The organism is Siminovitchia terrae (assembly GCF_003605405.2).
GTDB lineage: Bacteria > Bacillota > Bacilli > Bacillales > Bacillaceae_C > Siminovitchia > Siminovitchia terrae.
In genome coordinates this window covers 148,814-163,404 of sequence record NZ_QYTW02000001.1, presented here as the reverse complement: position 1 = coordinate 163,404, position 14,591 = coordinate 148,814, and the positions used below count along the sequence as shown (strand labels likewise).

Genomic DNA, 14,591 nt, shown 5'->3' with positions numbered 1-14,591 from the left:
CAGAAGTCCCCCACTTCTGTAAGTGGTGAGATGAATGCATGTTGGTATTCCATTCAGCGGGGATTCAAACCCCGGCTGAATTAATAAAGTTAAAGCCTCCGGCGGATGCCACAGATTTTCAGAGGAAATTTATCGAGCTTAAGCTCGATAAAATCTGGGCGCAAATACGCCAAGGTGCGTTTGATTGTAACTTTCTTTACTATCAAAAAGGCCAGGATACCTGATCGGAGGTTCCTGGCCTTTTACTTTTATAGGAAATTATAAAATTCTATGCTTGTGTATAATTTGTTTATCAGATTATGCTGCGTCCAGCTCCAGCTCCAGCGCCTATCGACTAGCAGACTTCGCGTCTCCTCCTACGATAAGTCAACATCGGCTCCGAAGGACAGGACGTCCTAGTGCAGGCGAAGCGACAGGACGTCGCTGCTTGAGCCTGCCGAAGGACAGGACGTCCTAGTGCAAGCGAAGCGAGAGGATGTCGCGTTTTGAACCTGCCTTCGTCGCCGTGTTGTCCAGCTGCGAGTGCCATCGGCTCGAGGTCATAAGCCAAACGCTGTTGAAGGTAAAATACACCTTCTTCAGCGTTCGTCTTATGCTTGTCGCCGATAAACAGGCACTCTCTGCTTTTCCTTCTCCTTTATCTCGTTGGAGTCACTGTTGTTTAGTTGCAAACGACAGGGGCTCGAGGTCGCTTCGGTCAATCCAATGAAGTCAAAGAACGACTTCACTGGATTGACCTCCAGTGCTTGTCGCCCCTAAACGTCGTCTTCCACATTTCAGCTCAGTCTGTAAGTCGATGAGCAGGCGCTTGCGCTCTTGTTCTTTACTGCGTATTCATTTTCGGTTTTCTTACCTTAGGCAAGATTTTGGTTAATGGTACTTTATTTTCACGAGTCCAAGTATCGGGATTAGTTGGATCGAACTGTTCGAGAAAAGTGGTGACTTCCTTGACGATTGGCGTTGGAGTGGATGCTCCGGCTGTTACTGCTACTGTTTCAGCATCTTTCAGCCATTCAATATTGATTTCTGAAACGTCTCCAACCCTGTATGCTTTTGTTCCGGCAACTTCCTCTGAAACTTGGGCAAGGCGATTGGAGTTGTTGCTCATTGGATCTCCAACAACAATCAATACATCCGCTTCACCGGCTTGATCTGCTACGGCTTCCTGACGAACTTGTGTAGCAAGGCAAATTTCTTTGTGTTTTTCGGCGTGCGGGTATTTTTCCTGCACTCTTTCCATTAGTTGTGCTACATCCCACTGACTCATGGTTGTCTGGTTTGTCACAATTATTTTATCATTGTTGATATCGAGTTCTTCCACATCCTCCAAAGCTTCAACCAGATGTACAATTTGAGGTGCGACACCTACAGCACCCTCTGGCTCAGGATGCCCTTTTTTTCCGATATAAATGACGTCATAACCCTCGTCTTCTTTTTGCCTGATCAAGTTATGAGTTTTGGTGACATCCGGACAAGTTGCATCTATAGTAGTCAGCCCTTTTCTCTTTGCAAGTTCCCGTACTTCCGGAGAAACACCGTGAGCAGTAAAAATAACAGTTCCTGTTTCTACTTGCTCCAATATCGACATTCTATTGGGGCCGTCGAGGGTAATGATTCCGTCCTCGGCAAATGCGTCTGTTACATGTTTGTTGTGTACGATCATACCCAAAATATAGATTGGGCGCGGTAACGTCTTGTCCAAAGCGGCGTTTCGCGCTATAACCATCGCATCAACTACACCGTAACAATATCCGCGGGGTGAGATTTTAATGATTTGCATGTATATCCTCCTGACTATTGCCAGGCAAAAGCCTGAATCATGATGACACTAACCATATTATATAGAACAACTGTCGAAAAGCCAACAGCCGTTCCAATTTGTGAACGGCTGTTCAGCATCATATATATAATTTTGGTACTGATTCACCTCGTTGAGTTGTGCTCAAATTCCGATTAGAAGATTCCTGATCATGTTCACTGGATTCGATCAAAGGTTTGCTGGAGCTTTCAGACAAAAGTTTGCTGGAACTTTCAGAAACTTTTCCCTCTTCATTTTTGCTATCATCTGAACTGTCTTTAAAGCCTTTATACAATTTCCACATGGCTGGAAGGTTTCTGACTAGGGGGCCGTATTGCTGTACCATCGGACCGATTTGCTGAGCTGTCTTTAATACTTGCTGAGTGTTGTTTAAAAATGATTGGATGCCTCCCGGGTTGGTCAGCCCTTGCAATAAGGAACCTCCGCCAGCTTGTGCTTGGGGAGCCCTTGCAAACATTCCTGCTGCAGATCTTCCTGCCTGTGCAGGAGCTTGACGCTGAAACAAGCGGGATAATAAGCCGCCTCGGTCGATGCCCTGGCCGGGTGGCATGCCTGACTGTCCGAATAACCCCCCGCCACTTTGCGGACCTGGAGGTCCAAACATTCCCATAGGCGGTCCGCCGAAATTTCTTGGCTGCATGCTATTTCCTCCTTTCTTTTTCATCTTTTCTGATAGGATATGCACAATACAAAAATTATGTCCTATGAGTCGGGTTCTCTAGAACTGTCACATTGTTGTAGTTGCCGTATGAATCATTTATAATAAAAACTTAGCAGGGGAGGGCCCTATAAGTTTTAAATACTTAACCGATTGAATTCACTAGCCAGCGAGGATGGATGTTTTCCTGCGGCTGAGCTTAATCAAGGAAGCTTTGGAAATATCAAATGCAAACCGCATGAAGCAAACTAAAGGAGGCTCTTCGAGGAGAATGAAATCAGCTGCTTGGCTGAAACTCTTATCCTCGGAAACGTCTTAAGCTTGCAAAGCGTTTGTGCTTTTCATAAAAGGAGTGAGCCAATGGCTGTTAACAGTTTTGAAGAATATAGATTCAAACCATTTATTCATAAAGCTATAGGCAAGCTGGGATTCCGGCAGCCTACATTGATTCAAAGAAAAATGATCCCTCTAATACTAAAAGAGCAAAGTGCCATCGGCCAATCGCAGACCGGATCAGGAAAAACGCATGCTTTTCTGCTACCTATTATTCAAAGGATTGACCCTTTGAAACGTCAGGTTCAAGCAGTGATTTTGGCCCCTACAAGAGAGCTAGCGAGTCAGATTTACCAGGAAGCCTTAAAAATCACTGAAGTTAATGAAGGTGAAGAAATTTCAGTTCGAAACTTTACAGGCGGAACGGATAAGCAGCGAACAATTGAAAAGCTGAAACAACAGCCGCATATCGTGATCGGTACTCCCGGTCGGGTTTATGATCTCGTCAGGGAGCAGGCGTTATTCGTCCATAACGCTGCCATGCTTGTGATTGATGAGGCTGATCTTATGTTTGACATGGGCTTCATTCATGACGTAGACCAGGTTGCAGGAAGAATGCCTGAAGATCTGGAGATGTATGTCTTTTCTGCGACAATACCTGAGAAGCTGAAACCATTTCTAAAAAAATACATGGAAAATCCCGTATTTGAGAACGTAACACCAAGCCGATTGGTAGCCGAACAGATTGAGCACGTTTTAGTTCCTTTGGGCAGCCGGACTAAAATAGATCTTCTAGGTCAACTATTTCATGTTATCAATCCTTATCTGGCTATCGTTTTTATAAATACGAAGCAGATGGCGGACCAAGTAGCTGATCAATTAACCGGTCATGGATTCAAAGTCGGAAGAATCCATGGAGGCCTGACTCCGCGTGAACGAAAGAGAATGATGAAACAGGTCCGTGACTTGGAATTTCAATACATCATCGCGACCGATTTGGCGGCAAGAGGCATTGATATTCCAGGAGTAAGTCATATTATTAACTATGAACTTCCGAAAGATTTGGATTTTTATATTCACCGTTCCGGCCGAACTGCGAGAGCCGGTAATCAAGGTGTCTCCTATACAATATATGATCCGTCTGATGAAGATGCGATTGTTCGGCTAGAGAAAATGGGAATTCAATTTGGCCATCAGGATGTGCGTGGTGAAGAGTGGGTTGACCTGCCAGATCGAAACCGGCGAAAAAACAGAATGCAGCTTAAAGAAAAAGAAAGCGGCACATCCAAAGTTTATGTGCGCAAGCCAAAAAAAATAAAACCAGGCTATAAAAAGAAAATGGCCTCTGAAATTGAAAGATTAAAAAGAAGAGAACGCCGTCTTCAAAGAAATAAAAAGAAATAATAGCTAATCAATGGAGAGGATGAGCTAGGTTGTTAAAAATAGGATCTCACGTATCGATGAGTGGAAAGAAAATGCTTCTTGGATCGAGTGAGGAAGCAATTTCTTATGGTGCTAATGCTATGATGATCTATACTGGTGCACCACAAAATACGAGAAGAAAGAAAATTGAGGAGTTGAATATTGATGCTGGTACACTTCACATGAAGGAAAATGGCATCAATGACCTGATTGTACATGCTCCTTACATTATTAATATTGGTAATACAGTCAACCCAGCCACCTTTGAACTTGGCGTTAATTTCTTGGGGTCGGAAATTGAGAGGACGACCGCACTGGGAGCTAAGCAAATTGTTCTTCATCCAGGAGCTCATGTGGGCGAGGGAGCTGAAAAGGGAATCAGCAAAATCATTGAGGGATTAAATGAAGTACTGACAACAGACCAGGATGTCCAAATTGCCTTGGAAACAATGGCTGGTAAAGGTTCTGAGTGCGGTCGTTCATTTGAGGAATTGGCCCAGATCATCGACGGTGTGACACATAACGAAAAGCTGACCGTATGTTTTGATACATGTCACACCCATGATGCTGGCTATGATATTGTGAATGACTTTGATGGTGTTTTAGAAGAGTTTGACCGCCTGGTTGGAATTGACAGAATCAAGGTAGTTCACGTCAATGACAGTAAGAATGAACGTGGTGCCCGCAAAGACCGCCACGAAAATATCGGTTTTGGGCATATCGGTTTTGATGCTCTTGATTACATCATTCATCACCCGCAACTTTCAGAAGTACCAAAAATATTGGAAACTCCTTATGTAGGAGCAGATAAGAAAAATAAAAAGGCGCCGTATAAGCATGAAATCGAGATGATTAGAGGGCGGCAGTTTGATACAGGTCTTTTGGAAAAAATTACTGAGGAATTGACTGTAAAGTAACGAGTAAGCCTGCAAAAGCGGGCTTTTTCTTTTTGGCGTCCGCTATTTGGTGAATTGGATGAATAACTGATTAACTTCTTTTGCTGTCTTCGGCCCTGTTATTTTTGCGATTTCCCGAATAATTTTTGACCGGACATTGTCATCAAACAAGTCGAAATTTTTTCCACGTAAGTACGCAGCGATTTTTTCTGCCTGTTGTGCAGTCAGTTGAATGTTGAACTCGTTGCCGTATTTCATCAAATCCTCGCCCGTAATCATATTCAGCTTATAATTCACCATATTTTTGATCAACTTCACTTTAAAAACCTCCTTTACCAATACTTATGTGAAAGGCTAGTCTGCTGTGACATGTAAAAACGGCTCAATCATTTACAAATGCGGAGAGTTCCTGTATACTTTTTAATTGTAAATAGGAATGATTCCTATTAGTAAAGGAATGGATATTCAATGAGTAATGAAAAAGTCATAGAAATTAAAAATGTGAGTTTTCAGTACGGTCGTGAAATCGTATTGGATCATATTCATTTAACTGTCCCAAAAGGCTCCTTTTTGGGTATTGTCGGCCCTAATGGCTCTGGAAAATCAACTCTCCTGAAGCTCATTCTCGGGTTACTGAAGCCTGACGACGGTGAAATACTATTATTTGATGAAAAACAATCACGATTTAAGCATTGGGAACGTATCGGTTTTGTTTCCCAAAAAGCGAATTCCTTCAATACCGGCTTTCCGGCAACAGTGTTTGAAGTTGTGGCAAGCGGATTAACAGGCAAAATCGGGTTATTCCGTTTCCTTCGTCCCAAACACAAAATGGAAATCATTCAAGCAATAGAACAAGTCGGCATGCAAGAATTTATGAACAGGAAAATTGGTGAGCTTTCCGGGGGACAGCAGCAACGGGTCTTTATCGCAAGGGCTATTGTTTCCCGTCCTGAAGTGCTTATCCTTGATGAACCGACCGTTGGAGTAGATGCTGAAAATGTTCACTCCTTCTATAAGGTCCTAAAATCTTTGAAGGAGCAGCTTGGGATTACACTATTGATGGTTTCTCATGATATAGATGCATTGTTAAGCGAAGCCGATCATGTAGTCTACTTAAATAAGCGTGTACAGTTTTATGGTGATGTAGACGAATATAAAAGTATAAGAGGCGAAAGGTTTTCCATGGTTGACCAGCACGGTTCTTAGATTAACTTCATTCAGCAGAAGTCTCCCACTTCTGTAAGTAATGAAATGAATGCATATTGTTATTCCATTCAGTGGGGGTTCAAACCCCGGCTGAATAAAGTTAAAGCCTCCGGCGGATGCCACAGATTTTCAGAGGAAATTTATCGAGCTGAGCTCGACAAAATCTGGGCGCAAATACGCCAAGGCGCATTTGAATGAAGGTGGATGTTGATTTTGATTACAGCAATATATCAATACGAATTTTTACAAAATACTTTTATTACCGGGCTTTTGATCGGATTGATTGCTCCATTGCTCGGTACATTTTTGGTCGTACGAAGGCTGTCACTCATTGCCGACGCTTTGAGCCATGTCACTTTGTCAGGAATTGCAGCAAGCCTTTATCTCAGTAAAACGACTGCTTTATTCGCGGGATTGAATCCACTTTTTTTCGGCATGGGTTTTTCCGTGATCGGCTCCATATTGATTGAACGCCTCCGTACCGTTTATTCGCATTACCAGGAGCTGGCCATTCCAATCATTCTATCCGGCGGTATTGGAGTAGGTGTCATTTTTATATCCCTTGCTGACGGGTTCAACACTGAATTGCTGAACTATTTATTCGGAAGCGTCAGTGCGGTGTCCAGAACGGATTTATGGGTTATTGCAGCTATAAGCATTTTTGTGATTGGCATAGTGATTTTTCTTTACAAGGAATTATTTCTACTATCCTTTGATGAAGAGCATGCGAAAGCTTCCGGTATACCATCCAAAGTGATTCATTTCATTTTTATCATTATGATTGCACTTGTGATTGCTGCTTCTATGCGGGTTGTCGGGATTTTACTTGTCTCTGCATTGATGACTTTGCCGGTTGCTGCCGGAATGAGGGTTGCGAGCGGTTTTAAAAAGACGATCTTTATATCGATTATTTTTGGTGAAACAGCCGTGATCGGCGGACTGGTCAGCGCTTATTACCTTGATCTTGCGCCGGGAGGAACGATTGTTGTCATTTCCATTGCTATATTACTTGGAGCCATTCTTTATAAACGCATCTATCATAAGGTACAGCTGAAATTTCATTGAGGTGATATCATGCATATTGCTGAAGCCATACAAATGGTAAAAGACAGTGGGTATAAATTGACGGATAAAAGGGAGCAGATGCTTGGCATTTTTGCTGCCAATAATAAATATTTAACCGCAAAAGAAATTTTGGAATTCATGCAGGGGGATTATCCAAGAGTGAGCTTTGATACGATCTACCGGAATCTATCTTTGTTCCTGGAGCTTGGAATCCTTGAAGCAACGGAGCTTGCAGGAGAGAAGCACTTCCGTTATACATGCGGAAAAGGAGAGGGGCATCACCATCATTTCATTTGTTTGAAATGCGGGCGTTCCAAAACAATCGATGCGTGCCCGATGGCTTATGTCACAGAGGATTTGCAGGGGTATGATGTAGCGGATCATAAATTTGAAATATACGGGAAATGTCCAAAATGCAAAAAAGAAGCTGTAAGTTAAGCTTCTTTTTTGATTTTATTACCAAATATATTTTCAACCCAATTTTCAGCTTCATGCCAATTATGGACCCTGATGACATTTTTGGGGGAGGGTTTCCGATTGTACGGAGTATCAAATAAAATGACGGGGATGCTGAGTTCTTCTGAAATAGCAACAGCATTATCATGCTTATCTTCAAAAAATAGTTCTACGTCGTGCTTTTTTGCAGTGGAGACCTTGTCGTGTGATCCTATCAATTCAATATGGTGAAATGTTAGTTCGTGTTGTCGGAACCAGGATTCAGTTACTTCAAACAATGCATTTCCTCTTGCGCTGATAAAATATAGCTCATGCTTATTCCCCCATTTTTGAAGAACCTGCTTCGCACCGGCTGCAATCGGAGATTCCGCATATATTTTAGGCTCGGTATTAATGAACCATTGATATAATGCTTCTTCAGGAATGTCCAGGCATTTAGTGAGTTCGTATTCTGTTAAGTCATCCAACGTGATATTTAAGTTAAACGATTCATTTATGAAAGGTATTAAGGACGTAGGGGATGTTACTGTTCCATCAATATCAATGCCAAACCTTCTTTGCATACAAAATAACTCCTTTAAAATGTTGTTGTCCAAAACTGCAATATTATATTTATATTGTAACATACATTCCTTCTTGTCAGATAGCGGATGAAAAGCACGAAAGGGAGCACACTAATAAAGTCAGAAATAGTGAGAAGGAGGTTAATCTGGTGAAACAGCAACCAGGCGAAAAAGAAAGTTCTAAGAAGCCTGATGTCCATGAATTTGAAGAAGAGACTGCAGCAGAAATAACGCCTGATTTTGCTTGGGAGGATATAAGGGATATTGGGTTTTCAGTTTCTGATTTAGCAGGTTACGCTGCCCTGCTCATAGGTGTGCTTTCCTTTTTTTTCATGCCAGGGCTGATGGGATTGATTGCTGTAGTTCTTTCAGCTGTTGCCCTTGGCCAAGGCAAGTATATGGTAGGGGGATGGGCCATGGCTGTGGCTTTGCACTCCCTTGGATGGTGGTTTCTATTCGTTCCATTCATGTAAGGAAGAAAAGCGCAAGCGCCTGTTTATCGACGCACAAACTAAGGCGAATTGCGAAAACACTCGTTTTGTGACGTACAGAATGGACGACTCCTGACGAGATAAAGGAAACACGGTGAGCCGAAGGCGAATCGATGTTGACTTATCGTAGGAAGGAAGAGGAAGTCTGCTAGTCGCTGAGCGTTATAGCTGGACAGTGACTACAACGAGATAAAGGAGAAATGAAGTGCGAGAGTGCCTGCTTATCGGCGCAAAGCTAGACGAATGGTGAAGAAGGCGTAGTTTGCCTTAAGCAGCGATTGGGTTAATCCTTACGCCGAGGGCACTCGGCAGGCTCAAGCAGCGACATCCTGTCGCTTCGCCTGTACTAGGACGTCCTGTCCGTCGAAGCCGATGTTGACTGGGCACGAAGTCTGCTAGTCGATAGGCGCTTGAGCTGGACGCAGCATAACCTGATAAACAAGTTATACACAAGCATAGATTTTAATAATTTCCTATGCCACAAATGAAAACACGGTCGTTTGACCGTGCTTTCACTTTATATATTTTGCTTTTCGGCTTCTTTTTTCTCTGCCTCTTGCTTTTTAAAGTATTCTTCCGCCATAATATCGATTTCTTTTTTCAGTTCTTCAACCATTGTTTCTTCAGGAACTTTTCGGACGGTTTTTCCTTTTTTGAAGAGGAGCCCCTCACCGCGTGCACCTGCAATTCCGATATCCGCTTCTCGCGCTTCCCCAGGTCCGTTTACCGCACAGCCAAGTACTGATATTTTCAGCGGTGCTTTAATTTTTTGGATATACTCTTCAACTTCGTTCGCGATACTGATCAAGTCAATCTCAATCCGCCCGCATGTTGGGCAGGAGACGAGTGTCGCAGCATTGGAAATGAGTCCAAAATCCTTCAGCAGTTCCCTTGCTACTTTGACTTCTTCAACAGGGTCGGCGCTTAAAGAAATTCTCATTGTATTGCCAATGCCTCGGCTTAGAATAGCACCAAGACCAGCAGAACTTTTAACCGTCCCTGCGAATAATGTTCCGCTTTCTGTAATCCCCAGATGCAGAGGATAGTCAAAAGCCGCGGCCGCTTTTTCATATGCTTCGATAGCCAAGTTCACATCAGAAGCCTTTAACGAAACGATGATATCGTGAAAATCGAGGTCTTCGAGTATTTTAATATGATGTAATGCACTTTCTACCATACCGTCAGCTGTTGGATAGCCATATTTATTTAAAATATGTCTTTCCAAGCTTCCAGCATTGACACCGATCCGGATCGGGATGCCTTTTTCTTTTGCTGCTTTTACAACTGCTTCAACTTTTTCCCTTTTTCCGATGTTACCCGGGTTGATCCGGATTTTATCCGCACCGCCTTCGATTGCTATCAATGCAAGACGATAATCAAAGTGAATATCGACAACCAATGGAAGGTTGATTCTTTTTTTGATTTCAGAAATAGCATTTGCCGCTCTTTCGTCAGGGCAGGCAACCCTTACGATTTGGCATCCTGCTTCTTCAAGGCGCGCAATTTCTTTCACTGTGGCATCCACATCATGTGTTTTGGAAGTCGTCATGCTTTGAATGATGACTTCATTACTGCCGCCAATCGTTAAGTTTCCCACTTTCACGGGGCGTGTTTTGGAACGATGTATGATAGTACCCAAAGGTTATTCTCTCCTTTATTAAGTATAGAGACACTTGCCCCTATTTCAAATCGATACAGGTATCGTACCCTGTTTATTGTATCAAGCTTTGCTTATGCTTGACAACAGATTGACTGTATTTAGTCATCTTGCCGGCTATAGACAGGAAATTTATATTCTTTGTTAGTTTGTATTTCATTCGGCTTCACACCATTATTTAATTCCTGGAAGTCCTTAATCAACTGATCGATTGGAACAGGAAGGGAGCCATGGTAAATTGATTCAGCTATTGAAATGACGGTATCCCCAGATTTAGCTTTTTTTTCTTCGTACGGCATGGTATGAATCTGTGCAGGGGCAGTGGAACCGTTCATTTCGGATGATGCAGTGGCAGCTTGGTCAATGGGCAATGTCCCTATTTTTAAATCGTAATAAATGCTGTACATAAAAACAGCGACTGTGATGATTACTGCGACTTTTTTCAACTAAATCCCGCCTCTTTATTAAGATGTCCCATATATATGCGACTGAGACGGGTTTATTCGTTAATTAGTTTCTTTTTTTCGGCTTAGGAATAGCTCGGATGGCAGCCAGCATTACTCCGACCACGATGATTAGGGCTAATAGGAAAAAGTAAGTCTCTTCAAATTTAAACAGATGAAGCAAACTAAAAATGACCACTGGCAGTGTAGCACTACAAGCTGTCAGTCTCCAGCTCTGTCTATAGGGAAGCTTTCTTTCCAATCGTTTTGCAATGGGCTCTCCAATGCTTGCCAAAATGGTAATGACCAAAAAAAGAAGTCCGGCATTGAAAATGTACGCAATTACAGCAACAATAATAGTCATAAGAGTTTTTGATCCAGCATCTGATCCAGTTACTCCATAACCATTCATAAAATCTTTGAAGATCATATCGTAGAAACCGCCCAAAGATAAGAAGAGAGCTAGAATAAATACAAGCTGAATCGACTTGCCGATTGTCAAAAACCTGTATTTAGCAATTTCTTTTGGTGAATACAAGCTTTTGAAAAAAATAGACATGAGTGAAACATTTCTCAAAATCTTCACGTCCTTCGGTTACGTATACTAATTATTGTCGTTCTTCGACAGGATGGATTCAAGCTTTTGTAGAAAGTTTGACAAAAAAGTCGAAAATAGGTTTACATAATATTCTTTTTGCATATAAACATTATGTAGACATGATTGTTAACAAGAGGGGGATATGGAAGATGGACATTCTTTATTGGACGATTATCGCGATCATGATTGTTTTGGCATTTGTTGGACTTGTCTATCCAGTCATACCCAGCGTTCTGCTGTTAGTGAGCGCTTTTGTTTTGTACGGAGTCTTTTACTCTTTCTCGTCGCTGAATCTTCTTTTCTGGGTGATTCAAATATTGCTTGTCATCCTGATTTTCATCGCCGATTATTTGGCAAATCTTTTAGGAGTAAAAAAGTTTGGCGGTTCCAAGGCGGGGATATGGGGGAGTACGATCGGACTTCTCCTCGGACCGTTTGTTATTCCGGTTGCTGGTATTTTGATTGGTCCGTTCATCGGAGCTGTTGGAGGAGAAATGCTGGTTAATCGTACAGAATACAAATCCGCTATCAAGATTGGAGTAGGTTCTGTTCTTGGATTTATCGGAAGTGTCATAACGAAAGCTTTCATCCAGCTTTTTATGGTCGGTTATTTCTTGTTCTTGGTGTTAAAATAATCAAGCATAAAATTTGAATGCTAAATTAATATTTGATACTCTTATGATGAAATACGATTGAATCGTTTAATGATTCAAAAAATTACATAGGAGGAGATTTTAATCATGGCATACGAATTACCACAATTACCATACGCTTATGATGCATTGGAGCCTCACATCGATAAGGAAACAATGAATATTCACCACACAAAGCATCATAACACATACGTTACAAACCTGAATAAAGCTGTAGAAGGCAGCGATTTGGCAGACAAGCCTGTAGAAGAATTGATTGCTAACTTGGATGCTGTTCCAGAATCAATCAGAACTGCAGTACGCAACAATGGCGGCGGCCATGCTAACCACTCTTTATTCTGGAAATTGCTTTCTCCACAAGGCGGTGGAGAGCCAAGCGGCGATTTGAAAGATGCAATTGAAAGCAAGTTCGGCAGCGTTGAAAAATTCAAAGAACAATTTGAAGCTGCTGGTGCTGCCCGTTTCGGTTCTGGGTGGGCTTGGTTGATCGTTAATAACGGTGAATTGGAAATCACAAGCACACCTAACCAAGACAACCCGATTATGGAAGGTAAAAAGCCGATTTTGGGCCTTGACGTTTGGGAGCATGCATACTATCTGAACTACCAAAACCGTCGTCCTGACTACATGAAAGCATTCTGGAATGTAGTTAACTGGAACGAAGTTCAAAAACTGTTTAACGAAGCAAAATAATCGGATATTATCGCGAGTCGGATCACCTGCAATAGCAGGTGATCCGTTTTTTGTTATAGGGAAATGATAAAATCCCTAAGTTGTGAATAGCTTATTTTTTACTACATGCTATGTCCAACTCCGACGTACAAGGATGTACTAGTGCAAGCGAAGCGACAGGACGTCGCGCTCTGAGCCTGCCGACGTATAGGATGTCATAGTGCCGCGCGGCGCCACAGGACGTCACGACATTCGGCGGTCAGCGCTTGTCTCCCCTAAACGCCGTCTCCCGTATTTCAGCTCAGTCTGTACGTCGATAAACAGACGATTTTGCTTTTCCTAGTATAAAACATTTCCTTTCACAAAAAATAGTTTGTGTAAAGGAGTTCTGTCATGGTGAAAACATTATTGGGAAAAGTGGAAGTGGAAAAGGACCTGGCGCTGCTCCTTCTGATTGGCGGTCTTTATTCGCTAAGCATCGCTCTGTCCAATACGTTTGTAAATATTTATTTATGGAAACAGTCGGGGAAATTCATGGACTTGGCCCTTTACAATTTAGCGATTGTTTTTTTTCAGCCATTGACTTTCATATTGGCCGGAAGATGGGCGAAAAAAATTGACAGAGTGATTGTGCTGCGGATTGGCGTAGTGTTTTTGGCACTCTTTTTTTTGGTTGTTTTAATTTTGGGAGAAAAAGCGCAAGCCCATTTAATTATGTTGGGGAGCCTGCTCGGTATAGGCTATGGATTTTATTGGCTTGCATTTAATGTGCTTACATTTGAAATTACGGAGCCTGAAACACGTGATTTTTTCAATGGTTTCCTTGGAACACTTACTTCAGCCGGCGGGGTGATCGGGCCAATTTCTGCAGGCTTTCTTATTACCAGGTTTGCGTCTAACATTGGCTATACAATCATCTTTGCTATCTCTTTGGCTTTGTTTGCATTGGCTGTTGTTATCAGCTTCTTTATTAAAAGAAGGCCCGCGAAGGGGGTTTACTGCTTTGTACGGGTGTTGAAGGAAAGAAAAAATAATGAAAACTGGAAGCTTATAACAAATGCACACTTTCTGCAAGGATTCAGGGATGGAACTTTCATTTTTGTCATATCCGTTTTTGTTTTTATTTCCACGGGAAGCGAGCTTGCTTTGGGAACTTTTGGTTTAATCAATTCGGGAATTTCGTTTATCGCTTATTGGCTTGCGGGACGGTTGATTAAAAATGACAAAAGAAAAAAAGCCATGCTCTTAGGGGGGCTTCTTCTGTATTTGTCGGTTTTTTTGATCGTTTTTAAAATGACTTATCCGCGTTTGCTTATTTATGCCGCTGCTATAGCTATCGCATATCCGATTATGCTTGTTCCATATTTTTCTATGACGTATGATGTTATTGGGAAAAGTTGGAAAGCAGCTGAAATGAGGATTGAGTATATCGTTGTTAAAGAACTGTTTTTAAATTCGGGAAGAGTCGTTTCAGTATCATCTTTCATAGCGGCCATCTTGTTTTTTGATGAACAAAAAAGTATTCCCATCTTATTATTAATTATTGGTACTGGGCACGGACTGGCAGCTTTGCTACTTCAAAAAGTAAAAGTGACCCTTTCTCCATAAACTTTTGTCATCTTTTTTTCTAACTGTGTAGAAAAATAGTGATTTTTCTTTTACAATAAGAGATACGGATGAGGAGAAAGGGCTGTAAAGATATTGAATAACAATAAGGAA

Annotated in this window: 18 protein-coding genes; 11 read left to right on the top strand and 7 right to left on the bottom strand. The window is 42.0% G+C overall.

What is annotated here, in order from left to right; genetic code table 11:
• Positions 1–41 precede the first annotated feature (41 nt).
• Positions 42–224 carry a hypothetical protein gene (locus tag D5F11_RS00815; RefSeq protein ID WP_126646472.1) on the top strand — a complete coding sequence of 61 codons (183 nt, stop codon included), beginning with the start codon at positions 42–44 and terminating at the stop codon, positions 222–224.
• 599 nt (positions 225–823) lie between these two features.
• On the opposite strand, the gene D5F11_RS00810 is transcribed toward D5F11_RS00815, so the two are convergent.
• Together D5F11_RS00810 and vrrA are read right to left on the bottom strand one after the other, a co-directional pair.
• On the bottom strand, positions 824–1,780 hold the full coding sequence (locus D5F11_RS00810; protein WP_120114952.1) for a 4-hydroxy-3-methylbut-2-enyl diphosphate reductase: 957 nt from the start codon (positions 1,778–1,780) through the stop codon (positions 824–826).
• 118 nt (positions 1,781–1,898) lie between these two features.
• On the bottom strand, positions 1,899–2,459 hold the full coding sequence (vrrA, locus tag D5F11_RS00805) for a VrrA/YqfQ family protein (protein WP_185830421.1): 561 nt from the start codon (positions 2,457–2,459) through the stop codon (positions 1,899–1,901).
• A gap of 378 nt (positions 2,460–2,837) precedes the next feature.
• On the opposite strand from vrrA, the gene D5F11_RS00800 reads away from it, so the two are divergent.
• Both D5F11_RS00800 and D5F11_RS00795 read left to right on the top strand, forming a co-directional pair.
• Positions 2,838–4,154, top strand: coding sequence for a DEAD/DEAH box helicase (locus D5F11_RS00800; RefSeq protein ID WP_120115109.1), 1,317 nt, complete (start codon positions 2,838–2,840; stop codon positions 4,152–4,154).
• Positions 4,155–4,183: 29 nt separating this feature from the next.
• The gene (locus D5F11_RS00795) at positions 4,184–5,089 is read left to right on the top strand and encodes a deoxyribonuclease IV (RefSeq protein ID WP_120114954.1); all 906 of its coding nucleotides are present in this window, start codon (positions 4,184–4,186) and stop codon (positions 5,087–5,089) included.
• A 42-nt stretch (positions 5,090–5,131) separates the two neighbouring features.
• On the opposite strand, the gene D5F11_RS00790 is transcribed toward D5F11_RS00795, so the two are convergent.
• Positions 5,132–5,386 (bottom strand): DUF2624 domain-containing protein, encoded by a 255-nt coding sequence (locus tag D5F11_RS00790; protein WP_120114955.1) that lies wholly within the window; start codon positions 5,384–5,386, stop codon positions 5,132–5,134.
• 150 nt (positions 5,387–5,536) lie between these two features.
• Between D5F11_RS00790 and D5F11_RS00785 the strand changes: the two genes are divergently transcribed.
• From D5F11_RS00785 to D5F11_RS00775, 4 genes are read left to right on the top strand one after another with little or no spacing between them, the layout of a single operon-like run.
• Positions 5,537–6,274, top strand: a complete 738-nt coding sequence (locus D5F11_RS00785; RefSeq protein WP_120114956.1) for a metal ABC transporter ATP-binding protein — start codon at positions 5,537–5,539, stop codon at positions 6,272–6,274.
• A gap of 45 nt (positions 6,275–6,319) precedes the next feature.
• Positions 6,320–6,472: a hypothetical protein gene (locus tag D5F11_RS25750; protein ID WP_185830420.1), complete on the top strand. Its 153-nt coding sequence runs from the start codon at positions 6,320–6,322 to the stop codon at positions 6,470–6,472.
• 15 nt (positions 6,473–6,487) lie between these two features.
• A complete protein-coding gene (locus D5F11_RS00780) occupies positions 6,488–7,339 on the top strand; it encodes a metal ABC transporter permease (protein ID WP_120114957.1) in 852 nt (283 codons plus the stop codon).
• A gap of 9 nt (positions 7,340–7,348) precedes the next feature.
• Positions 7,349–7,777 (top strand): Fur family transcriptional regulator, encoded by a 429-nt coding sequence (locus D5F11_RS00775; RefSeq protein ID WP_120114958.1) that lies wholly within the window; start codon positions 7,349–7,351, stop codon positions 7,775–7,777.
• Here the strand turns inward: D5F11_RS00775 and D5F11_RS00770 are convergent.
• Entirely contained in the window at positions 7,774–8,358 is a 585-nt protein-coding gene (locus tag D5F11_RS00770) for a 5' nucleotidase, NT5C type (protein ID WP_120114959.1), read from the bottom strand. The two genes, D5F11_RS00775 and D5F11_RS00770, sit on opposite strands and share 4 nt — an antisense overlap.
• Before the next feature lie 149 nt (positions 8,359–8,507).
• Here D5F11_RS00770 and D5F11_RS00765 point away from each other — a divergent pair, with 149 nt between their 5' ends.
• Positions 8,508–8,831 carry a hypothetical protein gene (locus D5F11_RS00765; RefSeq protein WP_120114960.1) on the top strand — a complete coding sequence of 108 codons (324 nt, stop codon included), beginning with the start codon at positions 8,508–8,510 and terminating at the stop codon, positions 8,829–8,831.
• A gap of 535 nt (positions 8,832–9,366) precedes the next feature.
• Here the strand turns inward: D5F11_RS00765 and ispG are convergent.
• From ispG to D5F11_RS00750, 3 genes are all read right to left on the bottom strand, one after another.
• Complete coding sequence (gene ispG, locus D5F11_RS00760; protein WP_120114961.1) at positions 9,367–10,488, bottom strand: flavodoxin-dependent (E)-4-hydroxy-3-methylbut-2-enyl-diphosphate synthase; 1,122 nt, start codon at positions 10,486–10,488, stop codon at positions 9,367–9,369.
• 119 nt (positions 10,489–10,607) lie between these two features.
• Positions 10,608–10,952 carry a hypothetical protein gene (locus tag D5F11_RS00755; protein ID WP_120114962.1) on the bottom strand — a complete coding sequence of 115 codons (345 nt, stop codon included), beginning with the start codon at positions 10,950–10,952 and terminating at the stop codon, positions 10,608–10,610.
• A 64-nt stretch (positions 10,953–11,016) separates the two neighbouring features.
• Positions 11,017–11,526, bottom strand: coding sequence for a DUF1189 family protein (locus tag D5F11_RS00750; protein WP_120114963.1), 510 nt, complete (start codon positions 11,524–11,526; stop codon positions 11,017–11,019).
• A 170-nt stretch (positions 11,527–11,696) separates the two neighbouring features.
• Here D5F11_RS00750 and D5F11_RS00745 point away from each other — a divergent pair, with 170 nt between their 5' ends.
• From D5F11_RS00745 to D5F11_RS00735, 3 genes are all read left to right on the top strand, one after another.
• Positions 11,697–12,182 (top strand): DUF456 domain-containing protein, encoded by a 486-nt coding sequence (locus D5F11_RS00745; RefSeq protein ID WP_120114964.1) that lies wholly within the window; start codon positions 11,697–11,699, stop codon positions 12,180–12,182.
• Between the two features lie 105 nt (positions 12,183–12,287).
• A complete protein-coding gene (gene sodA, locus D5F11_RS00740; RefSeq protein WP_120114965.1) occupies positions 12,288–12,893 on the top strand; it encodes a superoxide dismutase SodA in 606 nt (201 codons plus the stop codon).
• A 372-nt stretch (positions 12,894–13,265) separates the two neighbouring features.
• The gene (locus tag D5F11_RS00735) at positions 13,266–14,480 is read left to right on the top strand and encodes an MFS transporter (RefSeq protein WP_120114966.1); all 1,215 of its coding nucleotides are present in this window, start codon (positions 13,266–13,268) and stop codon (positions 14,478–14,480) included.
• The last annotated feature ends 111 nt before the right edge of the window (positions 14,481–14,591 follow it).